Below are 19,761 nucleotides of genomic sequence, written 5' to 3'. Positions count from 1 at the left end.
TCTACACCGCGTAGAAACCGAGGAACATCGCCACCGCCGACTCGGCCACGCGCTTGCGTTCGGCCGGTGCCAGCGGCGCCTGGCCCATCGTTACCTGCGGCCAGAACGCAAAGCTCTTCACCAGCCCCTGCAGCTGATGGCCGGCGAATTCCGGATCGACCTCGCGCAGCCGCCCATCGGCAATCGCCGCACGGATCCACGCGCTGACGCCACTCTCCTTCTCGCCCATGCGGCAGACGATCGCCTGCGCACGCTCGGGCGAATGGATGATCTCGGCCATCGCCACCCGCGCCAGATCGATGAAGTTGGCATCGCCCAGCAGGTCCAGCTTCTGCCGCAGCAGCTGCAGCAGCTGCATATCCAGCGGCTGGTCGGCGCGGTATGGCAGCTCGACGCTGGCCACGCTGCTGTGCCACAGCTCTTCCAGGATCAGCGCGAACAGTTCTTTCTTGCTCGGGAAGTGGTTGTAGACGGTGCGCTTGGAGACACCAGCCACCGCCGCGATGCGATCCATGCTGGTCGCCTCGTAACCGGCCGACCGGAACTCCTCCACCGCCGCGCGGACGATGGCCTCGCGTTTGCGGTCGGTAAGGCGTTGCGGGGCACGGGACATGGCGGGACCAGACAGCTGAACGGATGCCCCCATTTTACACCCGACAGTGTACTTTCCGAAAATCGGAAACTACACTGTGCAGTGTACCCTGCGGACGTCACCCATGAAGCGCCTGCTCCTTGTCCTCCTGCTCGGAATCCTCGCCGTGACCGCCTATACCTTCTGCAAATCCTGGTCCCTCCCCGACTTCCCCGATTCGCCGCAGTACCGCGAAGGCAAGTTCCGCAATGCCCTGCCGAAGCCGGCGATGGGCCTGCGCGATGGCCTGGAGATCTGGTGGACCTTCCTGTTCAACAAGCCCAAGGGCACCGTGCCCAATCACCCCATTCCGGTGCAGACGCTGGACCGCGCCACGCTGGACGCAGCGCCTGACCGCAGCCTGTTCCGGCTCGGCCATTCGACCATCCTGCTCAAGCTGCGCGGACAATACTGGCTGACCGATCCGGTGTTCTCCGAACGTGCATCGCCGGTGCAATGGATGGGCCCGGCGCGCTTCCATGCACCGCCGATCAGCATCGACGAACTGCCGCCGATTGCCGGCGTCATCCTCTCGCACAATCACTACGACCACCTCGACCACGCGGCCGTGATGAAGCTGGCCGGCAAGACCGCGCGCTTCATCGCGCCGCTGGGTGTGGGCGACCAGCTGATTGCCTGGGGCGTGGATGCGGCCAAGGTCGAACAACTGGACTGGTGGCAGTCCACCGAAGCTTCGGGCCTGCGCCTGACCGCCACGCCGGGCCAGCATTTCTCCGGCCGCGGCCTGGGTGACAGCGATCGCAGCCTGTGGGCCTCGTGGGTCATCCAGGACGGCGACTTCCGCATCTTCTTCAGCGGCGACACCGGCTACTTCGATGGCTTCAAGGCCATCGGCGATAAGTACGGTCCGTTCGACCTGACGATGATCGAAACCGGCGCCTACGATCAGCGCTGGGCGTTCGTGCACATGCAGCCCGAACAGACCCTGCAGGCGCACCTGGACCTGCGCGGCAAGTGGCTGCTGCCGATCCACAACGGCACCTTCGACCTGGCCCTGCACGAATGGCAGCAGCCGTTCGAACGCATCAGCGCATTGGCTGCGGCAAAGAACGTGCCGGTGGCCACGCCGATGATGGGCGAGGCACTGGACATGCAGGCACCGACCGCTGGAACGCGCTGGTGGGAGCGGGTGGAACTGTAACGGCCCGTCGCGCAGCGACCCTCAGCCGGGATGGCTAACCAGCCGTTCCTGCTCCTTCGCCACATTGATCTGAAGCGCCGCAGCAGCGAGCTCCGCCAGCTCGCTGCTGACCTTCTGGCTGCCGCGCGCCTGCATCCACGAAAGAATATCGGCCAGGTGCCAGATCGACGCGCTGCCTTCGTGCACCGGTGCCGGAAATGTCTGCGGGTGCGCGAGCAGCAACTTGCGCATGTTGTGCCGTGACATGCCCAGCAGATCAGCAACATCCGTCAGACCCACCAGATCGGGACTGACTTCGATCAGCTCTGCACCGGGTACGGCCCGTCGCACATCTGCCAGCGCGGAGTGAATCGCCTCGGCGGCACTGCTCGCTTCACGACAGAATTCCAGCGCCAGCCTTGCCGCGCTCCCTACGCCCAGCAATGCATCTCCACATCCAGCATCGAGCAGGCGCCGCTCGAGGGCACCTTGATCAATCGAGGTATCAGGCAAGTGGTATCTGAGGGTGAAGTTGAATTCCATCTTCAATGGACCTGCGTCTCCCTGAGTTCACTGAGGGCGGCTACAACGCGTGCCGCTGGACTGCCGAACCTACAGAATCTCCGTCGCGTTTCCAGAGGCGAATGCGCCATTCACGGTTCCAAGTGAACTCGCAACCCTGCCTCACCCTCGGCCAACTCCGGCCGCAGCTCCAGCGACGGAATCAGATAATCCCCAGCGTTCTGCCGCCGGTAAGCAATCACCGGATCGCTCGCCAGCCCATCCAGCCGCGCGCCCAATCCCTCCAGCACAGCAGGCAATGACGCCTCATTGATACGACTGCTGCGGTAGATCACATGCGCGGGCAGCACGTCAAAGCCGGGATAGAACAGGATGCCGTGCTGGATCGGGAACAGCACATCGTCGATCGGCCCATTGATACCGCGCGGACCGTAATGCGACTCCCAGCCGCCGGTGGTCACCACCAGCATCGCGCGCTTGCCAGACATCGCGCCCTCGCCATAGCGGTCGCCCCAGTGCCGATCGGAATGTTCGCCTACGCCGTACGCAAAACCATAGGCGTACACGCGGTCCACCCAACCTTTGAGGATGGCCGGCATCGAGAACCACCACAGCGGAAACTGCAGAATCACCGCGTCGGCCCAGCGCAGTTTTTCCTGCTCGGCGGCGATGTCGGCACTCTGGCGGCCGGTAGTGAACGCTTCGCGCGAATCCAGTGACGCGTGGAATGGAATCGAAGGGTCCCGCCCGACGTGATCATCGGCATCGATCTGTGCCTTCCATTGCATGGCATGCAGATCGGACACCTGCACGGTGTGGCCGGCGCGCTGCAGGCGCTCGACCGTGAAGGTCTTCAACGTGCCGTTGAGCGAGGTGGGTTCGGGGTGGGCGTAGACAAGCAGAACGTTCATGGTGGCACCAGGGAGGAGATGCCGGCCACGTTAGGCGACGCCGCGCTATAGTTGAAATGAATTCCTGCAATCCCCGGCATTGCCATGGACAATACCCTGCGTCGCATCGACCTCAACCTGCTGGTGACCCTGCAGGCGTTGCTGGAGGAGCAGAACGTCACCCGTGCGGCCGAGCGCCTGCATCTGGCCCAGCCCACCGTCAGCGTGCAGCTGGCGCGCCTGCGCCACCTGTTCGACGATCCACTGCTGCTGCCGGGGCCACGCGGCATGCGTGCCACCGCGCGGGCCGATGCGCTGCGCGAGCCGTTGGCCGAGGCACTGGCGGCACTGCAGCGCGCGGTCGCGCCGGTACAGGCGTTCGATCCCGCCCAGGCCACGCAGACCTGGCGGATCATGGCGTCGGACTTTGGCGAAACCACCATCGTCCTGCCGGCGTTGGCCGACCTGCGCCAGCGTGCACCCGGCACCCGCATTGCCGTGGTCAGCCTGGCACCGGCGCAGATGGTGGCGCAGAGTGAACGCGGCGAGATCGATCTCGCGCTCCACATCACCTCCGACGCACCTCCTTCGCTGCACCATCGCGCACTGTTCCAGGAGCGCTACGTACTGGCCGGGCGCCGCGATCATCCCCGACTCAAGCGGCGACCGACGCTGAAGCAGTTCTGCGCGCTGGACCATGTGATCGTGTCACCTGATGGCGGCGGCTTCCATGGCGGCACCGACAGTGCGTTGGCGCATGCCGGCGCGCGTCGCAACGTGGTGCTGTCGGTGCCGCACTTCCTGTTCCTGCGCAGCGTGCTGCTGCGCACGGATCTGGTGGCGATGATGCCGTCGCGCTTGGTCGCACAAGACCCGGCCTTGAAGGCCGTAGAAGCACCCCTTGATGTGCCGGGGTTCGAAATGGTGATGCTCTGGCACGAGCGAGTGCATCGCGATCCAGCGCATCGCTGGTTGCGCGAACGGATCTGTGCCCATTCATGAAACCTCGGGCTGAGGCGCGTCCGGGAAATATTGCGACGCGTCATGTAACCGGTTACATCCCTTGCTAGCGTAGGCGCGCCCGTTCCCGGGCCCTGCTGATGTGAGGCCTTCGCAATGACGTTGTGCGCCGACCGCTGGACCGCTCCCTGCCCGCCGAACCGGCGCCTTGCCCTGGCCCTGCTGCTGCCGACCCTCGCACTGGCTGCAGCCGCAAGCGCACAGAACCTGCCTCCTCGCGCGCAATGGCAGGCCAGCGCGTCATCGCAGCAGGTTCCGGCGATGGCGGTCAGCCACTTGATCGACAACGATCCGAAGACGGTGACCGGTGGCGCGTTCAGTCCCGGCCACTGGTTCCAGATCGATCTCGGCAAACCGGCGATGCTGGCCGGTACCCGCCTCACCTGGGATGTCTCCAATCCCGAGGGCTATTCACTGCAGACCTCCCTCGATGGCAAGCAGTGGCAGACGGCCTATGTCATGGGCGACTCGCTGGGCGGTATCGAGACCCTGTACTTCGCACCGCGCCAGGCCCGCTATCTGCGCCTGGCCAGCCCGCAGCGCACCTCCGACTGGGGCGTCTCCATCTTCGAAATGGAACCGCTCGACACCGCGCTCACTGCACGGGTGACCGGTCTGGATGCCGCCCAGTCCGCTGCGCTGTGGCAGGGCGGCGGCACGGTGGCCATTCCTGCGGGCAAAGCAGGCGTGCATACGCTCGACATCACCCTGCCCCGTGCGCAGCCGAGCACCGGGCTGGCGGTGGACTGGGCCAACGTGCACGGCGCTGCACGCCTGCAGGCACAGGACGCGCAAGGCCGCTGGCACGAACTGGCGCGCGATGCGCAGGCGGCCAGCCGGCAGCGGAGCTGGCTGGCGGCCGACGCACCGCTCGACCTGCAGGCACTGCGGCTGACCGTGGAAGGCGATGCACCGCAGATCAAGCGCCTCCGCCTGCTCGGCCCGAAGGCGGTGATGACGCCGATGAAGCGCTATCAGATCGCCGCCAGCGGCGCGCAGCGCGCCTTGTTCCCCGCCTCGCTGCACATGCAGCAGACCTACTGGACCGCGGTGGGTGTGCATGCCGGCCGGCAGAAATCGATCTTCGACGAATACGGCAACATCGAGGCCTACAAAGGCGCACCGCTGGTGCAGCCGATCTGGCGCAGTGCCGATGGCCGCGCGGCCGGTGCCGCCGAACAACCGGTGCAGCACGCCCTTCGCGATGGCTGGAAGCCGATGCCATCGGCCACCTGGTCACCGCAACCTGGGCTGGAACTGCGCAGCGAGGCCTTCGCCATCGAGCGCGACGGGCAACCGGTCACCTTCGTACGCCATCGCCTGCGCAACACCGGCAGCACGGCGATCGAAGGCACGCTGACCCTTGCGGTGCGACCGATGCAGATGAACCCGCCGTGGCAGAACGGCGGGCTGTCGCCGATCCGCGAAGTGGCCGTTGAGGGCAACGCCGTGCGCGTCAATGGCCGCACGCTGCTGCAGTCACTCACTGCGGTGGACGCCGCAGGCACCGCGCCCTTCGGCAACGAAGGCGACACCGAGATCACGTCGGCCATCGCCAGCGGGCAGCTGCCTGCCGCACAACAGGCACGCGACGCCGCAGGGCTGGCAGCGGCGGCGTTGAGCTATCGCGTCCGCCTGGCACCCGGTGCCAGCGATGCGGTGGTGGTGGCCTTCCCGCTCGGTATCGCCACCGCCGATGCCAATGGCGTGCTGCCGCAAGCACCGGAACTCGACCTCGCATCGCTGCCGCGCGATGGCGACAAGGCATTCGACACGTTGGCCAGCCGCGCCTCCGCCGATTGGCAGGCACGCCTGGGCCAGGTAGGCCTGCGCCTGCCCGATCCTTCGCTGGTGGACATGCTGCGCGCGCAGGCCGCGTACATGCTGATCAACCAGACCGGCCCGGCGATGCAGCCCGGCCCACGCAACTACAACCGCTCCTTCATCCGCGATGGCATGGCCACCTCGGCCGTGCTGCTGCGCATGGGCGAAGCCAAGGTCGCGCGTGACTACCTGGCCTGGTACAGCGAACATGGCGTGCACGGCAACGGCCTGGTGTCGCCCATCCTCAACGACGATGGCAGCGTCAATACCGGCTTCGGCTCTGACATCGAGTACGACAGCCAAGGCCAGTACGTCACCCTGGTGGCCGACGTCGCACGGCTGGATGGCGGCCCCGAAAGCGTGCGTGCCTATCTGCCCAAGGTGAAGGCCGCGCTGCGCTTCCTGCAGGAACTGCGCGAACGCACCCTGGTACCGGGCTATATGGCCGACCAGCCCGCACCGGAGCGCTTCGCCGGCATTCTTGCGCCGTCGATCAGCCACGAGGGCTACCCCTCACCTACCCACAGCTACTGGGACGACTACTGGGGTCTGAAGGGCTGGCATGACGGCGCGTGGCTGGCCGAATCACTGGGCGACCACGAAACCGCGAAGTGGGCGCGCGAACAGTACAAGGCGTTGTATGACGCCCTGCATGCCTCGATCCGCGCAACGATGGCATGGAAGGGCATCGACTTCATTCCGTCGTCGGCCGACCTGGGCGACGGCGACCCGACCGGTGTGTCGATCGCACTGGACCCGACCGGTGCACAGAGCGTGCTGCCCGCCGAGGCCCTGCGCACCACCTTCGCCCGTTACCTGGACGATGTGCGCAAGCGTAACCAGCCCGGTGCGCTGTATGCCTACACGCCGTATGAAATCCGCAACGTGCTGAGCTACGTGCATCTCGGCCAGCCTGAAGCGGCCGATGAGCTGCTGCAGGGCCTGCTGCACGATCGCAGGCCGCTGGAGTGGCAGGTGCTGGCCGAGGTCGTGCATTCGCGGCTGCGCTTCCCGCGCTACCTGGGCGACATGCCGCACACCTGGATCGGCGCCGAATACGGCCGCACCCTGTTCGGCATGCTGATGCGCGAGGACGATGATGCGCTGTCGCTGCTACCGGGCACGCCCCCGTCCTGGGTGGCCGGTGACGGTCTGGCCGTGGACCGCCTGCCCACTGCCTATGGCACCCTGCAGATGCAGGCGCGCCAGCGCGATGGAACGCTGCAGGTCTCGCTCGGCAAAGGACTGCGCAAGGGCACGCCGGTACGTGTGTGGTGGCCGAGCCGCACCCTGCCGAAGAACGTGCGTGTCGATGGGCGATCGGTACAGAATTTCGACAAGGACGGGGTGCTGCTCGATAGCCCGTTCCGTATGCTAGAAGCACGCTGGTAATGACGCCCCTGCGGGAACCGAAGTGATCGAACTTCTACTCAATGGCGGCCCCGTTGCCGCCACTACCGACGACCAGCTGGCCAGCGCACTGGCGCTGGCCGCATCCATGCCCCAGTTCGAGCTGTGGGCATCGGTGCCCGATGGGCCAACGCTGTGCATGCTGCGCAATGCGGAGCACGCGTGGCTGATGTACCTGCACGAGCCGGGCGACGGCGGCTTCCATTCCTGCGGAAACGAACATCGCGCCGGCAACGCCTATTTCCGGCTCGACAACGGCCAGGTGGATGGCTATCCACTGGCATGGTGCGTCGACATCGAGGCGTGCTTCGCTGCGATCCGTTTCTTTCACGGCAATGAAGGCGCCCGCCCGGACCACATCGATTGGCAGTGCTGACCCCGGTAGAGGCCGACCTTGGTCGGCATGCCCCGCCTCGCATTCCGGTGGGTGCCAACCGTTGGTTGGCACGCCCTCCGGTAGATGCCGACCTTGGTCGGCACGCCTTCCGTCGAGCAAGCTCGACGCCTTCCAAGCGGCATCGCTAGAACCCCGGCAACCCCGGCGGATTGGTCTGCGATTGCGGCACCGCTTCTTCGGCCACGTTCCAGCGCGCCAGCACCTTCGCGTAGGTACCGCTGCCGATCTGCGTGTTCAGTGCCTGGGTCACCGCATCGGCCAGCCCGCTGCCCTTGCGCGTGGTCACCGAGATCGCCGCCGCGTCCGGCCAGCCGCCCGGGAACAGGCCGACCCGGCGCACCTTGCCATCGCGTGCCGAATAGGCGCCGGTGGCATTCGGCTCGAACGACACATCGGCGCGCCCGGTGATCACCGCCAACCGCCCGATCACCGCGTCATCGAAGTACTGGTATTCCACCGGTTTCAGGCCAGCGGCGATGTTCTGCTTGTCCCATTGGCGCAGGATCTGGTCCTGGTTGGTGCTGGCGCCCACCACCACCTTCAGCCCGGCCACGTCGGCGGGCGTGGCGATCTTCTGGATCGGCCCATCGGTGCGGGTATAGATGCCCAGCAGGTCGAAACGGTAACTGGAGAAATCGAACTTCTTCTTGCGCTCTTCAGTGACCGTCACGTTCGACAGCACCGCATCGTACTTGCCCGATTCCAGCCCCAGCGGCCAATCGGCCCACGCCACCGGCACCACCACCAGCTTCAGGCCGAGGCCATCGGCGATCAATCGTGCGATATCGGGCTCCACGCCCACCACTTCCTTGCTGTCGGCACCGTAGTCGGCCAACGGCAGCTGGCCGGGATGGGTGGCGATGGTGAAGGCCCCCGGGGTGACGAAACGGTAGCCGGCCGGAATCAGCGCCTGCGCCTTCGGATCGGGCGTGCCCTTCAGTATCGCCGCGTTGCTGGCTGCAAGTGATGTCGCCGCAACGGGCACGCCATCGGGGCCCTGGCGTACGCGCGAGTAGACGATGCCGGCGATGCCGATGACCAGCACACCGACGATCAACAGGGTGCTGCGTGCGGGACGTCGCTGCGATGCTGGGCTCATGGGGTTTCTCGAAAGGGGTTACAGGGTCTTGGCCAGGAAATCGGCGGTGCGTTGCTGGCGCGGGTGTTCAAACAGCGCGTCCGGCGTGCCCTGCTCGATCACCCGGCCCTGGTCCATCATCGCCACGTGGTCGGCCACACGGCGGGCGAAGCCCAGTTCGTGGGTGACGATCACCAGCGTGGTGCCGGAACTGGCCAGCTCCTCGATCACGCTCAGCACCTCGGACACCAGCTCCGGGTCCAGCGCGGAGGTCGGCTCGTCGAACAGCAGCACTTTCGGCTGCAGCGCCAGCGCGCGGGCAATGGCCACGCGCTGCTGCTGGCCACCGGACAGCTGGCGCGGGAAGGCATCGGCCTTGTCGGCCAACCCCACCCGCTCCAGCAGCGTGCGCGCCTGCTGCTCGGCCTGGGCCCGCGAAATGCCGCGTACCGCAATGGGCGCTTCGATGATGTTCTCCAGCGCGGTCATGTGCGGGAACAGGTTGAAGCCCTGGAACACCATGCCGACTTCCGCGCGGCGACGGCGGATCTCGCCTTCCGGCAACTCGTACAGGGTGTCACCATCACGGCGATAGCCGATCAGCTGCCCGCCGACGGTGACGAAGCCACTGTCGGCACGCTCGAGATGATTGATCAGACGCAGCAGCGTCGACTTGCCAGCCCCGGACGGGCCGATCAATACGGTCACGCTGCCCGCCTTCAGTTCCAGGTGCACGTCATCCAGCACCGTCTGCTCGCCGAAGGCCTTGCCCACACCCTGCAGTGAAACGGCAGCGCCCGTGCCCGCCTCGATCGGCACGGCAAAGGCGGCGCGGCTGGGTACACGTGCGCTGGACGGCGCTGCGGGACGTGGCGGCGTCGACGGTACCCGCGACACGTTGCGCTCATGCTGCAGCTGGCCGCGGGCGAAACGCTGCTCCACCCGCCGTTGCAGCAGCGACAGCACCGTCAGGATCACCAAGTACCAGACCGTGGCCACCATCAGCAGCGGCACCACCTCCAGGTTGCGGCGGTAGATCACCTGCACCGTGTAGAACAGCTCCGGCAGCGCCAACACATAGACCACCGAGGTGCTCTTGGCCAGCCCGATCACATCGTTGAACGCCGCCGGCAGGATCGAACGCATCGCCTGTGGCAGGATGATGCGGCGCACCTGGCGACCGCGCGGCAGCCCCAGCGCTGCGGCCGCTTCGTACTGGCCGTGGTCGACCGACAGGATGCCGCCACGGATCACCTCCGCCGAAAACGCCGCCTGGTTCAAGGTGAGGCCGAGTACCGCCGCAGTGAACACGCCGATCAACTGCGTGGTCGGGTACGAGAACAGGCTGATGCCGGTGAACGGCACGCCCAGTTCGATGGTGCTGTACAGGTAGCCCAGGTTGTTCAGCAGCAGCAACAGCACCAGCAGCGGAATCGAACGAAACAGCCACACGTAGCCCCACGACACTGCCGACAGCAACGGCGAGCCGGAGACGCGGGCCAGCGCCAGCAAGGTGCCCAGCGCGAAGCCGAGGCCCGTACCGAGCGCGGTCAGCAGCAAGGTTCGTCCCAGCCCTTCCAGTACCGGGCGGGCGAAGAACCACTCAGCGAACGTGCCCCAGCCCCAGCGCGGGTTGCCCAGCACCGATTGCAGCCCGATCAGGATCAGCGCCAGTGCCAGCACCGTACCGATCACCTGCAGCGGGTGCCGCGCCGGCACGATCTTCAGCGCTGTGGCCGGCTGGCGGGGAATGCCCTCGATAGCGGTGGACGGCGTACTCATGCCACCGCTCCGTGCAGGGTAATTGCGGGCGCGACGCCCACCTGCGGCTGCGGCACCAGCTGTTTTTCGAACGGCAGATGCGCGATGGTTTCCGGGTCCGCATCCAGGTCGAACAGCGCGGTGTAGCCGTGGCTGAGGTACAGGCCGACCGCCTCCGGCTGGCGGAAGCCGGTGGTCAGGAACACGCGTCGATAGCCCTGCCGCGCAGCCTGGTCTTCCAGTTCCTGCAGCACGCGACGGGCGATGCCCTGCCGGCGCAGGCCAGGCAGCGTCCAGATGCGCTTGAACTCGGCGGTATCGTCATCGCGATGCGGCATGAACGCGCCGCCCGAAATCGCTACGCCGTCGCGCAGCAGCAGTACGAACGCACCCACCGGCGCCGCGAAGGCTGCCGCCGGGTAGCGCTGCAGTTCTTCGCGGGCGCTGCCACCAATCCGACGGCGCACGTCCGCATAGCGGTTGTCGTATTCCTGTTCCAGGCCGTCGAACAACGGCCGCGCCAACGGGTCATCCACCGCGGTGTACAGGAAGCGATCGTTGTCGTACCGCACGCTCATGCCACGTCCTCCACCAGGTAGTGCTCGGCCAGACGCGCCCACAGGCTGGCCGCGGGTGCAATGGCTGCATCGTTGAACACATAGCGCGGGCTGTGCAGCGGCGCGCTATCACCGTTGCCGACGAACACGAAACTGCCCGGCCGCGCCTGCAGCAGGAAGGCGAAGTCCTCGCTGGCGGTACGCGGTGCGAAGGCCTCCACCACCTGCCCGGTGCCGAACCCCTGCACCGCTACCTCGCGGATGTAGGCCGTCTGCTCGGGGTGGTTGATCACGCTGGGGAAGCCGCGCGGGAATTCGATCTCGGCGCGCGCACCAAACGCGGCGGCGGTCTGCTCGGCAATGTCGGTGACCCGCCGACGCAGCGTATCGCGCACCTCCGGCAGGTACGCACGCACGGTCAGCTTCAGCTCGACCACATCGGGGATGACATTGGCCGCCTGCCCACCGTGGATCGAACCGACGGTGACCACACCCATCTGCCGCGGATCGACATTGCGCGACACCACGCTCTGCAGCGCGGTGATGATGTGTGCAGCGGCCAGGATCGGGTCGACGCTGCCCTGCGGCTCGGCGCCGTGACCGCCCTTGCCGATCACCCGCAGCCGCGCCCAGTCCACCGAGGCCATCGCCGGTCCGTCGACGAAGCCGAAGTGACCCACCGGCACACCCGGCCAGTTGTGCAGGCCATAGATGGCATCGACCGGGAAGCGCTCGAACAGGCCATCGGCGATCATCTTCGAAGCACCCGACCCCGTTTCCTCGGCCGGCTGGAACACCAACTGCAACGTGCCGTCGAATCGCCCGTGATGCGCCAGGTAGTGGGCGGCCGACAGCAGGATGGCGGTGTGGCCATCGTGGCCGCAGGCGTGCATCAGGCCTTCGCGCTGGCTGGCATAGGCCAGCCCGGATTCCTCATGGATCGGCAGCGCATCGATGTCGGCGCGCAGGCCCAACCGGTGACTGCCCTGCCCGCGCTGCAGCGTACCGACCACGCCGGTGCCACCGATGCCGGTGCTGACCGCATAGCCCCATTGCTGCAGCAGTTCCGCCACGCGGGCGCTGGTGCGGTGCTCTTCGAAGGCCAGTTCCGGGTGCTGGTGCAGGTCATGGCGGATCGCGATGGCCTCGTCGGCACGTGCCGCGATCTCGGGCAGTACGCCCGTTGCCGGCGAATTCCGCCGGGCATGGCCCGGCGCTACCGAAGTGTCTCCGCTCATCGCCTTATCCCACCTTCCGCGCCGGCTCGGCGTCGGTCGCATAACGGCTCGCCTTGCGTGGCAGGCCCAGGTGGTCGCGCAGGGTCTGTCCTTCCAGCTCGCTGCGGTGGTAGCCGCGCGCCTCCAACAACGGCAGCACCAGGGTCACGAAATCATCCAGGCCTTCGCGCTGCGCGGCGAAGCCGAGGATGAAGCCATCGCTGGCGCCGGCGTCGAACCAGCGGATCAGCTCGTCGGCTACATGCTCCGGCGTTCCAATGAAATTCGGCCGCGGGCTCACTGCCTGCAGTGCCACCTGGCGCAGGCTCAGGCCCTGCTCGCGCGCGTCCTGCTTGATGCGGTCGGTGGTGGAGCGGAAAGAATTGGCACCGATATCGCCCAGCTCCGGGAACGGCGCGTCCGGGTCGTACTGGCTGAAATCGTGATGGTCGAAGAAGCGGCCGAGATACGCCAAGGCATCGTCCAGTCCGGCCAGCGCAGCAATCGCCTGGTACTTGGCCTCGGCTTCTTCCGCCGTACGGCCAACGATCGGGCCGATGCCCGGGAAGATCTTGACGTCCCCGGCGCTGCGGCCATGGGCGATCGCGGAGTTCTTCACCTTCTGGGTGAACGCACGGGTCTCCTCCAGCGATGGCGCGTGGGTGAACACCGCATCGGCGTACTTGCCGGCCAGCGCAATGCCATCGTCGGACGAACCGGCCTGGAAGATCACCGGCTGCCCCTGCGGCGAGCGCTGGATGTTGAGCGGACCTTCCACCTGGAAGAAGCGGCCCTTGTGATCGAGGCGACGGAACTTCTCCGGTGCGAAGAACGTGCCGCTGTCGCGGTCGCGAACGAATGCATCGTCATCCCACGAATCCCACAGGCCCTGCACCACCTCAAGGTACTCATCGGCAATCTGGTAGCGCAGCGCGTGTTCCGGGTGAGGGCGGCCATAGTTGCGGCCCGAACCTTCCAGCGGCGAGGTCACCACGTTCCAGCCGGCGCGGCCACCGCTAAGCAGGTCCAGCGAAGCGAACTGGCGGGCCACGGTGAACGGATCGCTGTACGAGGTGGAGAGCGTGCCGGCCAGGCCGATCTTCTTCGTTGCCGTCGCCAGTGCCGACAACAGCGAGATCGGCTCGAAGCGGTTGAGGAAATGCGGGATCGACTTCTCGTTGATGTACAGGCCGTCAGCAACGAAGCCGAAGGCGATGCCGTTGTCCTCGGCGGTACGCGCGATGTCGATGTAATAGCCCAGGTTGACGCTGGCATCGGGCGCATTGGACGGATGCTTCCAGGCATGCATGTGGCTGCCGGGGCCCTGCAGCATGATGCCGAACGGGATGGGACGCGGGGTCGTGCTCATGGGGTCGCTCCAGCAGTCAGGCCACCGCCGCGCGGGGAGCGGGCGACAGCAGTTCAAGGGACGTCAGGCGTGCGTCGAGGTCGGCCACCGGCGCGTCGAGGATGAATTCACCCACGCCGAAGCGTCGGTGCAGCGCATCCAGCTCGCTGCGTACGTGCTGCGCGTCGCCAGAGAGCACGCTGGGGCGTGTTTCTTCGACGCGGAAATCAGTCACACCCACCTGCCGTGCGTACTCGGCAGCGGCCTCGGGGCTGGGCAGGTTCACCGTCTGTCCGGGGCCCAGGTGCAGCTTGTAGACCCGCAACGCGCCGATATGGCGCGCAGCGGCCTCGCTGGTGGGCGCGGCGAAGGCCACGGTTGCCAGCAGCGGCGCGTGCGTGGACACCGCGCGATACGCCTCGAAGGCGGCTTCAATGTGCTTCGGGTCACCGTCGAAGTGCGCGGCATACACGAAGCGCCAGCCAAGTTCGGCCGCCTGCCGCGCGCTCTGCGGGCTTGCACCCAGCAGGAAGCGCTCCGGCGCCGTCTGCGGAATCGGCCGCGCCTGCGCATCAGCCTGCGCATCGGACAGATACCCTTCCAGGTCGCGCAGCTGCTGGTCGAAATCGGCGAATGCCGGGCGACCGGCGGCCAGTGCGGCAGTCGATGCCGGCAGACCGCCCGGTGCCTTGCCCACGCCCAGATCCACGCGCCCCGGCGCCAATGCGGCCAGCAGATTGAAGTTCTCGGCCACCTTGTACGGCGCGTAGTGGCGCAGCATCACCCCGCCACTGCCGATGCGGATGCGCCGGGTCTGCGCCAGCACCCACGCCGCCAGCACTTCCGGTGCGGGGCTGGCCAGCGTTGGCGCTGCGTGGTGCTCGGCAAACCAGTAGCGGTGATAGCCCAGCTGCTCGGCACGCTGCGCCAGTTGCAGGCTGTTGCGCAACGCCTGTTCCGGCGTGCTGCCGTCGGCCACCGGGCTCTTGTCCAACACGCTGGTGAGGTAGCTCATCGTCACGTCCTCGCTCAGGGATGGGCCACGGGAATGCCCAGCAGGCCGTTCAGTGCCGCCAGGATCGGCTCGGCACCGGAGATGTATTGGCGCTGCTGGTACTCACCACTGGCGTGCTCATTGACCACGCCCTGCGGCAGCACCAGCTTCGGCAGCGACTGGTCCTGCTCGCCGATCTCGGCGATCACCTCGCGGCGGGGCCGGCTGAAGCCGATGCGGCGCACATCCAGCTGCGCGTCCAGGCCGTCGATGCTCGACAGCGCCCCTTCCAGCAGCAGGCTGTGCCGGCAGAAGAAGCGTTGTCCGGGCAACTGGCCGTCCTCGAACTCGCGGTCCAGCAGGAACAGGATGGGTTTGTGGGTTGCGTCTACAGCCACGGAATCGTCCTCGTAGGGGCCGGCAATGCACTGCCGCTTCGATATCGATGCTAGAGAAGGAAGGCCGGATGCCAGCGCCAGAACTCGACAATCCACGGTCGGATCCGGCCATGCAGATGCAGGTTGGCAATAAGCAGACTGCCGGCCGTTATGGACGGTCGCGGCGTCAGGCCGCCTGTGCAGGCGCGCGCCAGCCCAGTGCCGGCGCGATGTCCTCGATCACCGTGCTGAGGATGCGCCGGTAGTCCTGCTCGGGCAGCTCATAGGGCAGCTCCACGCGAAGCTCGTCCACCTGCTGCAGCAGCGGATCGGCCTGCAACCGCGCGATGATCTGCGCGGTGCTGCCGACCACGTCGGGTGCGAACATGGTGCGACGTGGCCCTTGCGGGGCCAGAGTGCGCGCATGCCGCTGCGCACTGAAGGCCTCGATCCTCTGCCGCGTGGCCGCATCCACACCATCGGTGGGCACCAGCACCCGCCCCACCGCCACGCGGTGCGGGCTGTCCAACGGCAATGCCGCGCGATAGGCCTGCAGGTGCTGCAGCTGCGCACCGAAGAAGTCATCACTCAGCTCGGCGCGGTTGACGTTGCCCAGCAGCAGATGCAGCCCCTGCTCACCCGCCAAACGCGCCGACTGCAGAGAGCCAGCGCCATACCAGACCCGGTCCACCAGCCCCGGCGCATGCGGCTGCAGTCGCGGGCGATAGCGCGTGGCAGCATTGCCGACCTCGGCATCGGCGGCACCCAACGGCTCACCCCGCAGCGCTTCCAGCAACCGCGCCACCCGACCATGGGAAAAGTCGATGCGCGCAGGGTCGCTGTCGTACAGCAGTGGCCCAACCAGTTCCCCATGTGGCGGCGCGCCGGTACTGACGCCCACCTGCAGCCGGCCACCGGCCAGCGCGTCCAGCAACGACAGATCCTCGGCCAGACGGAACGGTGTTTCGTAGCCGAGCTGGATCACCGCACTGCCCAGCTCGATGCGCGTGGTGTGCTGGCTGGCCGCCGCCAGGAACACCGCTGCCGAGCTGATGCCCGGTTCCAGGTGACGGTGGCGCACCCACGCGCCGTCATAGCCCAGCTGTTCGGCAAACGCGATCAACGCCAGCGTCGCGTCCAGGCCCGCGCGGGGTTGTTCCGGTAGATAGCTTCCGGGCGTGAGGAACGCCAGGTGCCGCAGCTGCATCGCCACGTCCTAGGCGATCCTGCGCAGCGGCGCCGGCAGCGTTGCCGCCAAGGGCGCCACGTGTCCCGCTGCACGCTCGGCCGCCAGTTGGATGCGCGCCTGCAGTGCAGCACTGTTGATGCGGTCGCCGTCGAAGTCGGCCGGCGTGGCATACACCCCGATCGGCAGCGTATGCGCCTGCAGGAAGCTGAAGAGCGGCCGCAGCTGATGGTCGATCACCAACGCGTGGCGCTCACTGCCACCGGTAGCGGCCAGCAGCACCGGCGTATCCACCAGCGCGTCCAGTTCAATGAAGTCGATCAGGTGCTTGAACAGGCCCGGATAGGACCCGCGATACACCGGCGTGGCCGCTACCAGAAGCTGCGCCGATTCAATCGTGGCCAGCGCGCGCTCCACCTGCGGCTCCACTTCACTACGCTGCAGCGCCTGCCCCAGCAAGCGCGCGATCGGCGCCAGCTCGACCAGCTCCACGCTGATGTTGACCCGCTCGCGCAGCTCTTCCAGCAGATGCCGCACCAGCAGCAACGTGCGCGAGTTGGCCGATGTCGTCGGCGAACCAATCAACGCAACCACATTCAATGCAGATGACATGAAACGCTCCCATGTAGAGCCAAGCCACGCTCGGCTGCGTGTTGCATGAACCTCAGAACCGGTAATTGACGCGCCCGTACCAGAACGTGCCGACGTTGCTCAGCACATCACCGCTGTCCCAGGTGGTCTCGATGCTGGCCACATCAGTAGCGCTGCGTGCATATGCGGGCACCTTGCGGGTGCGCTTGTCGAACAGGTTGTTGATGCCCAGTGCCGCGCTCCAGCCCGCACCCAGTTCCACACCGCCGGACAGGTTGGTCACCAGCACCGGCGGCTGCTTGTACTCCACGCCGTTGTTCAGGCGCTTGATCGGGCCGTAGTAGGTGAAGTCCACGTTCGAGCGCCAGCGCCCGTTCTGCCAGCCCAGCCCCGCCACCTGCGTGTACGACGGCGTGCGGAAGCGCAGCGCGTACTCGCTCGACTTGGTAAGCAGGTTGATGTTCGGCAGCCCCTGCAATGCCTGCGGAATCGCGCTCACCTTCTGGATGGTGGTGCGGCCCACGTTGGCCGCGTAGCTCCAACGCAGCTTGCCCCACTGCGTTTCCTGGTTCGCTTCCAGGGTCAGCTCTACACCGCGCGTGCGGGTGTCGCCCACGTTGGTGAAATAGCTGGCGTAGAACGCATCACCGGGCAGGATGCTGATGCCGGCCGTACCCAGCAGCGCATCAATCGTGTTCTTCTGCGCGGCGGTCAGTACGGTGCCGCTGTTGTCGGTCACCCGCGCCGGATCCTGCGCGTTGTAGCCGATCTGGCTGGACTGGCCAAGCTGGCCGCGGATGTCGATCTGGTACGCATCCACCGCCAGATGGAACGCCGGGCTTGGGTCCCAGGTCACGCCGAGGCTGTAGTTGGTGGCCTTCTCCGGCTTCAGCGGCGTAGCGCCCAGCGCCACCGCTGCCGGCGAAGCGACCTGCGCCACCAGCGTGGTACCGCACGGGCAGCTACCGGTGGCCTGGTAGAACTGCGCACCCAGGCTCGGCGCGTGGAAGCCATTGCTGACCGTGGCCCGCACGCCCAGCGCATCGGTGAAGTCGAAGCGCGTGGTCAGTCGACCGGTCGACACCGTGCCGAAGTCGGAATGGTCTTCCCAGCGCGCGGCCGCATCCAGGTACCAGCGCGAGGTGATGTTGGTCGCCGCACCTGCGTACACTGCCTTGCTGTTGCGGGTGGCCTTCACCGCATCGGCGGTGGAATAGCCCACGAACGCGGCTGCACCGAAGCCGGTGTACGACTCCCACTGCCCTGCCCCGCGCTCGTACTGCTCGTGCTGGTACTCGGCACCGGCACTCACTTCCAGCGGCGATGCGAAGGCCGCCACCTCGAAGCTGCGACGCAGGTCGAGGTTGGCGATGCCCTGCTGGTAGTCCAGCTTGCCGTCGTAGAAGTCAGTGGGCGAGCCGGGGTACGGCAGCGAATAGTTCACCGAATTGCGGGTGTAGGTGCGCACCGTATTGCGGTTGCCGGTCAGGCTGACGTCGTAATCCCAGCCCGCAACCTGGCCCTTCACCCCGGCCGTGCCGGTGTACTGCTTCTCCTTGGTTTCCAGCACCGGCAGGAAGCCGTCGGGAAACACGGTCAGCACGCCCGGCGCCCGGTAGGTGGTGAATATCGTCGCCGGCAGCCGGAAATTCTGGATCGCCTGCGCGGTACGGTCACTGGCGGTCGCATTGGCGTAGAACTGCGCGTTCTCGCCCAGCCCATGGCCCACGTTCACCGCGAAGGCCTTCAACGCATACGACGGCGAGCTGAGGATGATGTTGGCCTCGGCATCGCGTCCGGCCTCGGCCGGGTTCGGCGACGCACCTGCCGGCAGCCGGTTGTTCGGCCGCAGCGCCACCAGGTTGCCGTTGCCGTCCACCGCCGGATAGCTCAGGTAGCCATCGATGTAGCGTCGCGTGCGGATTGCATGGTGCTGGCGTGTGCTCTCGCCGGACAGGTTGATGAAGCCATCCTCGCCCCAGGGCAGACCGATGTTGGCGCGCACGCTGGTGCGGCTGCCGTCACCGTCGGTGCTCTGCCCGCTCTCCACCGACACATCGCCACCGTGCGCCTGCGATTTCAGGATCACGTTGATCACCCCGGTGATCGCGTCCGAACCGTAGATGGCCGAAGCGCCGTCACGCAGTACTTCCACATGGTCGATGGCCGACACCGGAATCAGCGCCAGATCGGCCCAGGCGTGGCCCGGATAGCCGCCGCCGTTGGCGCCACTGACGTACGCACTGGCGTTGCGGCGCTTGCCGTTCACCAGCACCAGCGTGTAACCCGGCGACAGGTTACGCAGCTGGTAGCCGCGAATCAGGCTTTCCTGGTCGCTTTGATAGCCACCAATCTGGCTGAGCGACGGCAGGCTGCGCTGCAGGGCTTCAAGCAGGTTGGCCTGGCCGGTAGCCGCCAGGTCCTCGGCGGAAATCACGTCGATCGGTGTCGAGCTGTTCTTCACCGTGCGCGTACTGGTACGCGAACCGGTCACCACCACCGCATCCAGCGTGGACGCGGCAAGGTTCGCAGAAGTGGCGGTGGTCGCCGACGGCGCATCGGCATCAGCCGCATACGCCGGGGCAGCGGCCAGGGCGGCCGCAATCAGAAGGGAGAGCGTGGACAGCGCAGGAATGTGGGCAGCAGGCATGGGGGCTCGTGGGGGTGGGCCGGAGACACACCTCCATTCAAGGGCCCACGCGCAACGCGCAACAGCGGATATCGCGTCATGTGACCGTCACATCGCGCCAGCCACATGACTGCTGGTAATGACCTTACGCAGCCCGCACACACCGGGTCGGATCCCTTTCCGAAGGA

The 19,761-nt window shown here is 66.7% G+C and carries 17 protein-coding genes; 4 read left to right on the top strand and 13 right to left on the bottom strand.

What is annotated here, in order from left to right; all coding sequences use genetic code 11:
• Position 1 precedes the first annotated feature (1 nt).
• Positions 2-613, bottom strand: a complete 612-nt coding sequence (locus ACQ5SA_RS00210; RefSeq protein ID WP_499311907.1) for a TetR/AcrR family transcriptional regulator — start codon at positions 611-613, stop codon at positions 2-4.
• A 103-nt stretch (positions 614-716) separates the two neighbouring features.
• Here ACQ5SA_RS00210 and ACQ5SA_RS00205 point away from each other — a divergent pair, with 103 nt between their 5' ends.
• Positions 717-1,793: an MBL fold metallo-hydrolase gene (locus ACQ5SA_RS00205; RefSeq protein ID WP_499311903.1), complete on the top strand. Its 1,077-nt coding sequence runs from the start codon at positions 717-719 to the stop codon at positions 1,791-1,793.
• Between the two features lie 21 nt (positions 1,794-1,814).
• Here the strand turns inward: ACQ5SA_RS00205 and ACQ5SA_RS00200 are convergent, their stop codons facing one another.
• Positions 1,815-2,315: a helix-turn-helix transcriptional regulator gene (locus tag ACQ5SA_RS00200; RefSeq protein ID WP_108266032.1), complete on the bottom strand. Its 501-nt coding sequence runs from the start codon at positions 2,313-2,315 to the stop codon at positions 1,815-1,817.
• Between the two features lie 110 nt (positions 2,316-2,425).
• Positions 2,426-3,205, bottom strand: a complete 780-nt coding sequence (locus ACQ5SA_RS00195; protein ID WP_499311895.1) for an NAD(P)H-dependent oxidoreductase — start codon at positions 3,203-3,205, stop codon at positions 2,426-2,428.
• A gap of 84 nt (positions 3,206-3,289) precedes the next feature.
• Between ACQ5SA_RS00195 and ACQ5SA_RS00190 the strand changes: the two genes are divergently transcribed.
• The 3 genes from ACQ5SA_RS00190 (at position 3,290) to ACQ5SA_RS00180 (ending at position 7,814) form a co-directional block, all read left to right on the top strand.
• A complete protein-coding gene (locus ACQ5SA_RS00190; protein ID WP_499311892.1) occupies positions 3,290-4,186 on the top strand; it encodes a LysR family transcriptional regulator in 897 nt (298 codons plus the stop codon).
• A 114-nt stretch (positions 4,187-4,300) separates the two neighbouring features.
• A complete protein-coding gene (locus ACQ5SA_RS00185; protein WP_499311888.1) occupies positions 4,301-7,420 on the top strand; it encodes a discoidin domain-containing protein in 3,120 nt (1,039 codons plus the stop codon).
• A gap of 22 nt (positions 7,421-7,442) precedes the next feature.
• Positions 7,443-7,814, top strand: a complete 372-nt coding sequence (locus ACQ5SA_RS00180; protein WP_229979660.1) for an Imm1 family immunity protein — start codon at positions 7,443-7,445, stop codon at positions 7,812-7,814.
• A 145-nt stretch (positions 7,815-7,959) separates the two neighbouring features.
• Here the strand turns inward: ACQ5SA_RS00180 and ACQ5SA_RS00175 are convergent, their stop codons facing one another.
• From ACQ5SA_RS00175 to ACQ5SA_RS00130, 10 genes are all read right to left on the bottom strand, one after another.
• Positions 7,960-8,934: an ABC transporter substrate-binding protein gene (locus ACQ5SA_RS00175; RefSeq protein ID WP_499311883.1), complete on the bottom strand. Its 975-nt coding sequence runs from the start codon at positions 8,932-8,934 to the stop codon at positions 7,960-7,962.
• A gap of 18 nt (positions 8,935-8,952) precedes the next feature.
• On the bottom strand, positions 8,953-10,695 hold the full coding sequence (locus ACQ5SA_RS00170) for an amino acid ABC transporter permease/ATP-binding protein (RefSeq protein WP_499311881.1): 1,743 nt from the start codon (positions 10,693-10,695) through the stop codon (positions 8,953-8,955).
• Complete coding sequence (locus ACQ5SA_RS00165) at positions 10,692-11,252, bottom strand: GNAT family N-acetyltransferase (RefSeq protein ID WP_499311877.1); 561 nt, start codon at positions 11,250-11,252, stop codon at positions 10,692-10,694. The genes ACQ5SA_RS00170 and ACQ5SA_RS00165 overlap by 4 nt, the downstream gene beginning before the upstream one ends.
• Complete coding sequence (locus ACQ5SA_RS00160; RefSeq protein ID WP_499311875.1) at positions 11,249-12,469, bottom strand: M20 aminoacylase family protein; 1,221 nt, start codon at positions 12,467-12,469, stop codon at positions 11,249-11,251. Before ACQ5SA_RS00160 ends, ACQ5SA_RS00165 begins: the two co-directional genes overlap by 4 nt.
• A gap of 4 nt (positions 12,470-12,473) precedes the next feature.
• Positions 12,474-13,817, bottom strand: coding sequence for an LLM class flavin-dependent oxidoreductase (locus tag ACQ5SA_RS00155; RefSeq protein ID WP_447934623.1), 1,344 nt, complete (start codon positions 13,815-13,817; stop codon positions 12,474-12,476).
• A 16-nt stretch (positions 13,818-13,833) separates the two neighbouring features.
• On the bottom strand, positions 13,834-14,811 hold the full coding sequence (locus ACQ5SA_RS00150) for an LLM class flavin-dependent oxidoreductase (protein WP_251477910.1): 978 nt from the start codon (positions 14,809-14,811) through the stop codon (positions 13,834-13,836).
• 14 nt (positions 14,812-14,825) lie between these two features.
• Complete coding sequence (locus ACQ5SA_RS00145; protein WP_089240600.1) at positions 14,826-15,188, bottom strand: DUF3088 family protein; 363 nt, start codon at positions 15,186-15,188, stop codon at positions 14,826-14,828.
• 166 nt (positions 15,189-15,354) lie between these two features.
• Complete coding sequence (locus ACQ5SA_RS00140) at positions 15,355-16,374, bottom strand: LLM class flavin-dependent oxidoreductase (protein WP_499311874.1); 1,020 nt, start codon at positions 16,372-16,374, stop codon at positions 15,355-15,357.
• A 9-nt stretch (positions 16,375-16,383) separates the two neighbouring features.
• Positions 16,384-16,965: an FMN reductase gene (gene msuE / locus ACQ5SA_RS00135; RefSeq protein WP_499311873.1), complete on the bottom strand. Its 582-nt coding sequence runs from the start codon at positions 16,963-16,965 to the stop codon at positions 16,384-16,386.
• A gap of 52 nt (positions 16,966-17,017) precedes the next feature.
• Entirely contained in the window at positions 17,018-19,594 is a 2,577-nt protein-coding gene (locus tag ACQ5SA_RS00130; RefSeq protein ID WP_353099015.1) for a TonB-dependent receptor plug domain-containing protein, read from the bottom strand.
• Positions 19,595-19,761: the final 167 nt, after the last annotated feature.

Source organism: Stenotrophomonas indicatrix (assembly GCF_050573115.1).
GTDB classification, from domain to species: domain Bacteria; phylum Pseudomonadota; class Gammaproteobacteria; order Xanthomonadales; family Xanthomonadaceae; genus Stenotrophomonas; species Stenotrophomonas lactitubi_A.
This window is presented reverse-complemented; position numbering and strand designations above follow the sequence as displayed.

Excerpts from the sequence above, each read along its gene's own strand:
- ACQ5SA_RS00210 (WP_499311907.1), bottom strand. The coding sequence starts at position 613 with ATGTCCCGTGCCCCGCAACGCCTTACCGACCGCAAACGCGAGGCCATC.
- ACQ5SA_RS00205 (WP_499311903.1), top strand. The coding sequence starts at position 717 with ATGAAGCGCCTGCTCCTTGTCCTCCTGCTCGGAATCCTCGCCGTGACC.
- ACQ5SA_RS00200 (WP_108266032.1), bottom strand. The coding sequence starts at position 2,315 with ATGGAATTCAACTTCACCCTCAGATACCACTTGCCTGATACCTCGATT.
- ACQ5SA_RS00195 (WP_499311895.1), bottom strand. The coding sequence starts at position 3,205 with ATGAACGTTCTGCTTGTCTACGCCCACCCCGAACCCACCTCGCTCAAC.
- ACQ5SA_RS00190 (WP_499311892.1), top strand. The coding sequence starts at position 3,290 with ATGGACAATACCCTGCGTCGCATCGACCTCAACCTGCTGGTGACCCTG.
- ACQ5SA_RS00185 (WP_499311888.1), top strand. The coding sequence starts at position 4,301 with ATGACGTTGTGCGCCGACCGCTGGACCGCTCCCTGCCCGCCGAACCGG.
- ACQ5SA_RS00175 (WP_499311883.1), bottom strand. The coding sequence starts at position 8,934 with ATGAGCCCAGCATCGCAGCGACGTCCCGCACGCAGCACCCTGTTGATC.
- ACQ5SA_RS00170 (WP_499311881.1), bottom strand. The coding sequence starts at position 10,695 with ATGAGTACGCCGTCCACCGCTATCGAGGGCATTCCCCGCCAGCCGGCC.
- ACQ5SA_RS00165 (WP_499311877.1), bottom strand. The coding sequence starts at position 11,252 with ATGAGCGTGCGGTACGACAACGATCGCTTCCTGTACACCGCGGTGGAT.
- ACQ5SA_RS00160 (WP_499311875.1), bottom strand. The coding sequence starts at position 12,469 with ATGAGCGGAGACACTTCGGTAGCGCCGGGCCATGCCCGGCGGAATTCG.
- ACQ5SA_RS00155 (WP_447934623.1), bottom strand. The coding sequence starts at position 13,817 with ATGAGCACGACCCCGCGTCCCATCCCGTTCGGCATCATGCTGCAGGGC.
- ACQ5SA_RS00150 (WP_251477910.1), bottom strand. The coding sequence starts at position 14,811 with ATGAGCTACCTCACCAGCGTGTTGGACAAGAGCCCGGTGGCCGACGGC.
- ACQ5SA_RS00140 (WP_499311874.1), bottom strand. The coding sequence starts at position 16,374 with ATGCAGCTGCGGCACCTGGCGTTCCTCACGCCCGGAAGCTATCTACCG.
- msuE (WP_499311873.1), bottom strand. The coding sequence starts at position 16,965 with ATGTCATCTGCATTGAATGTGGTTGCGTTGATTGGTTCGCCGACGACA.
- ACQ5SA_RS00130 (WP_353099015.1), bottom strand. The coding sequence starts at position 19,594 with ATGCCTGCTGCCCACATTCCTGCGCTGTCCACGCTCTCCCTTCTGATT.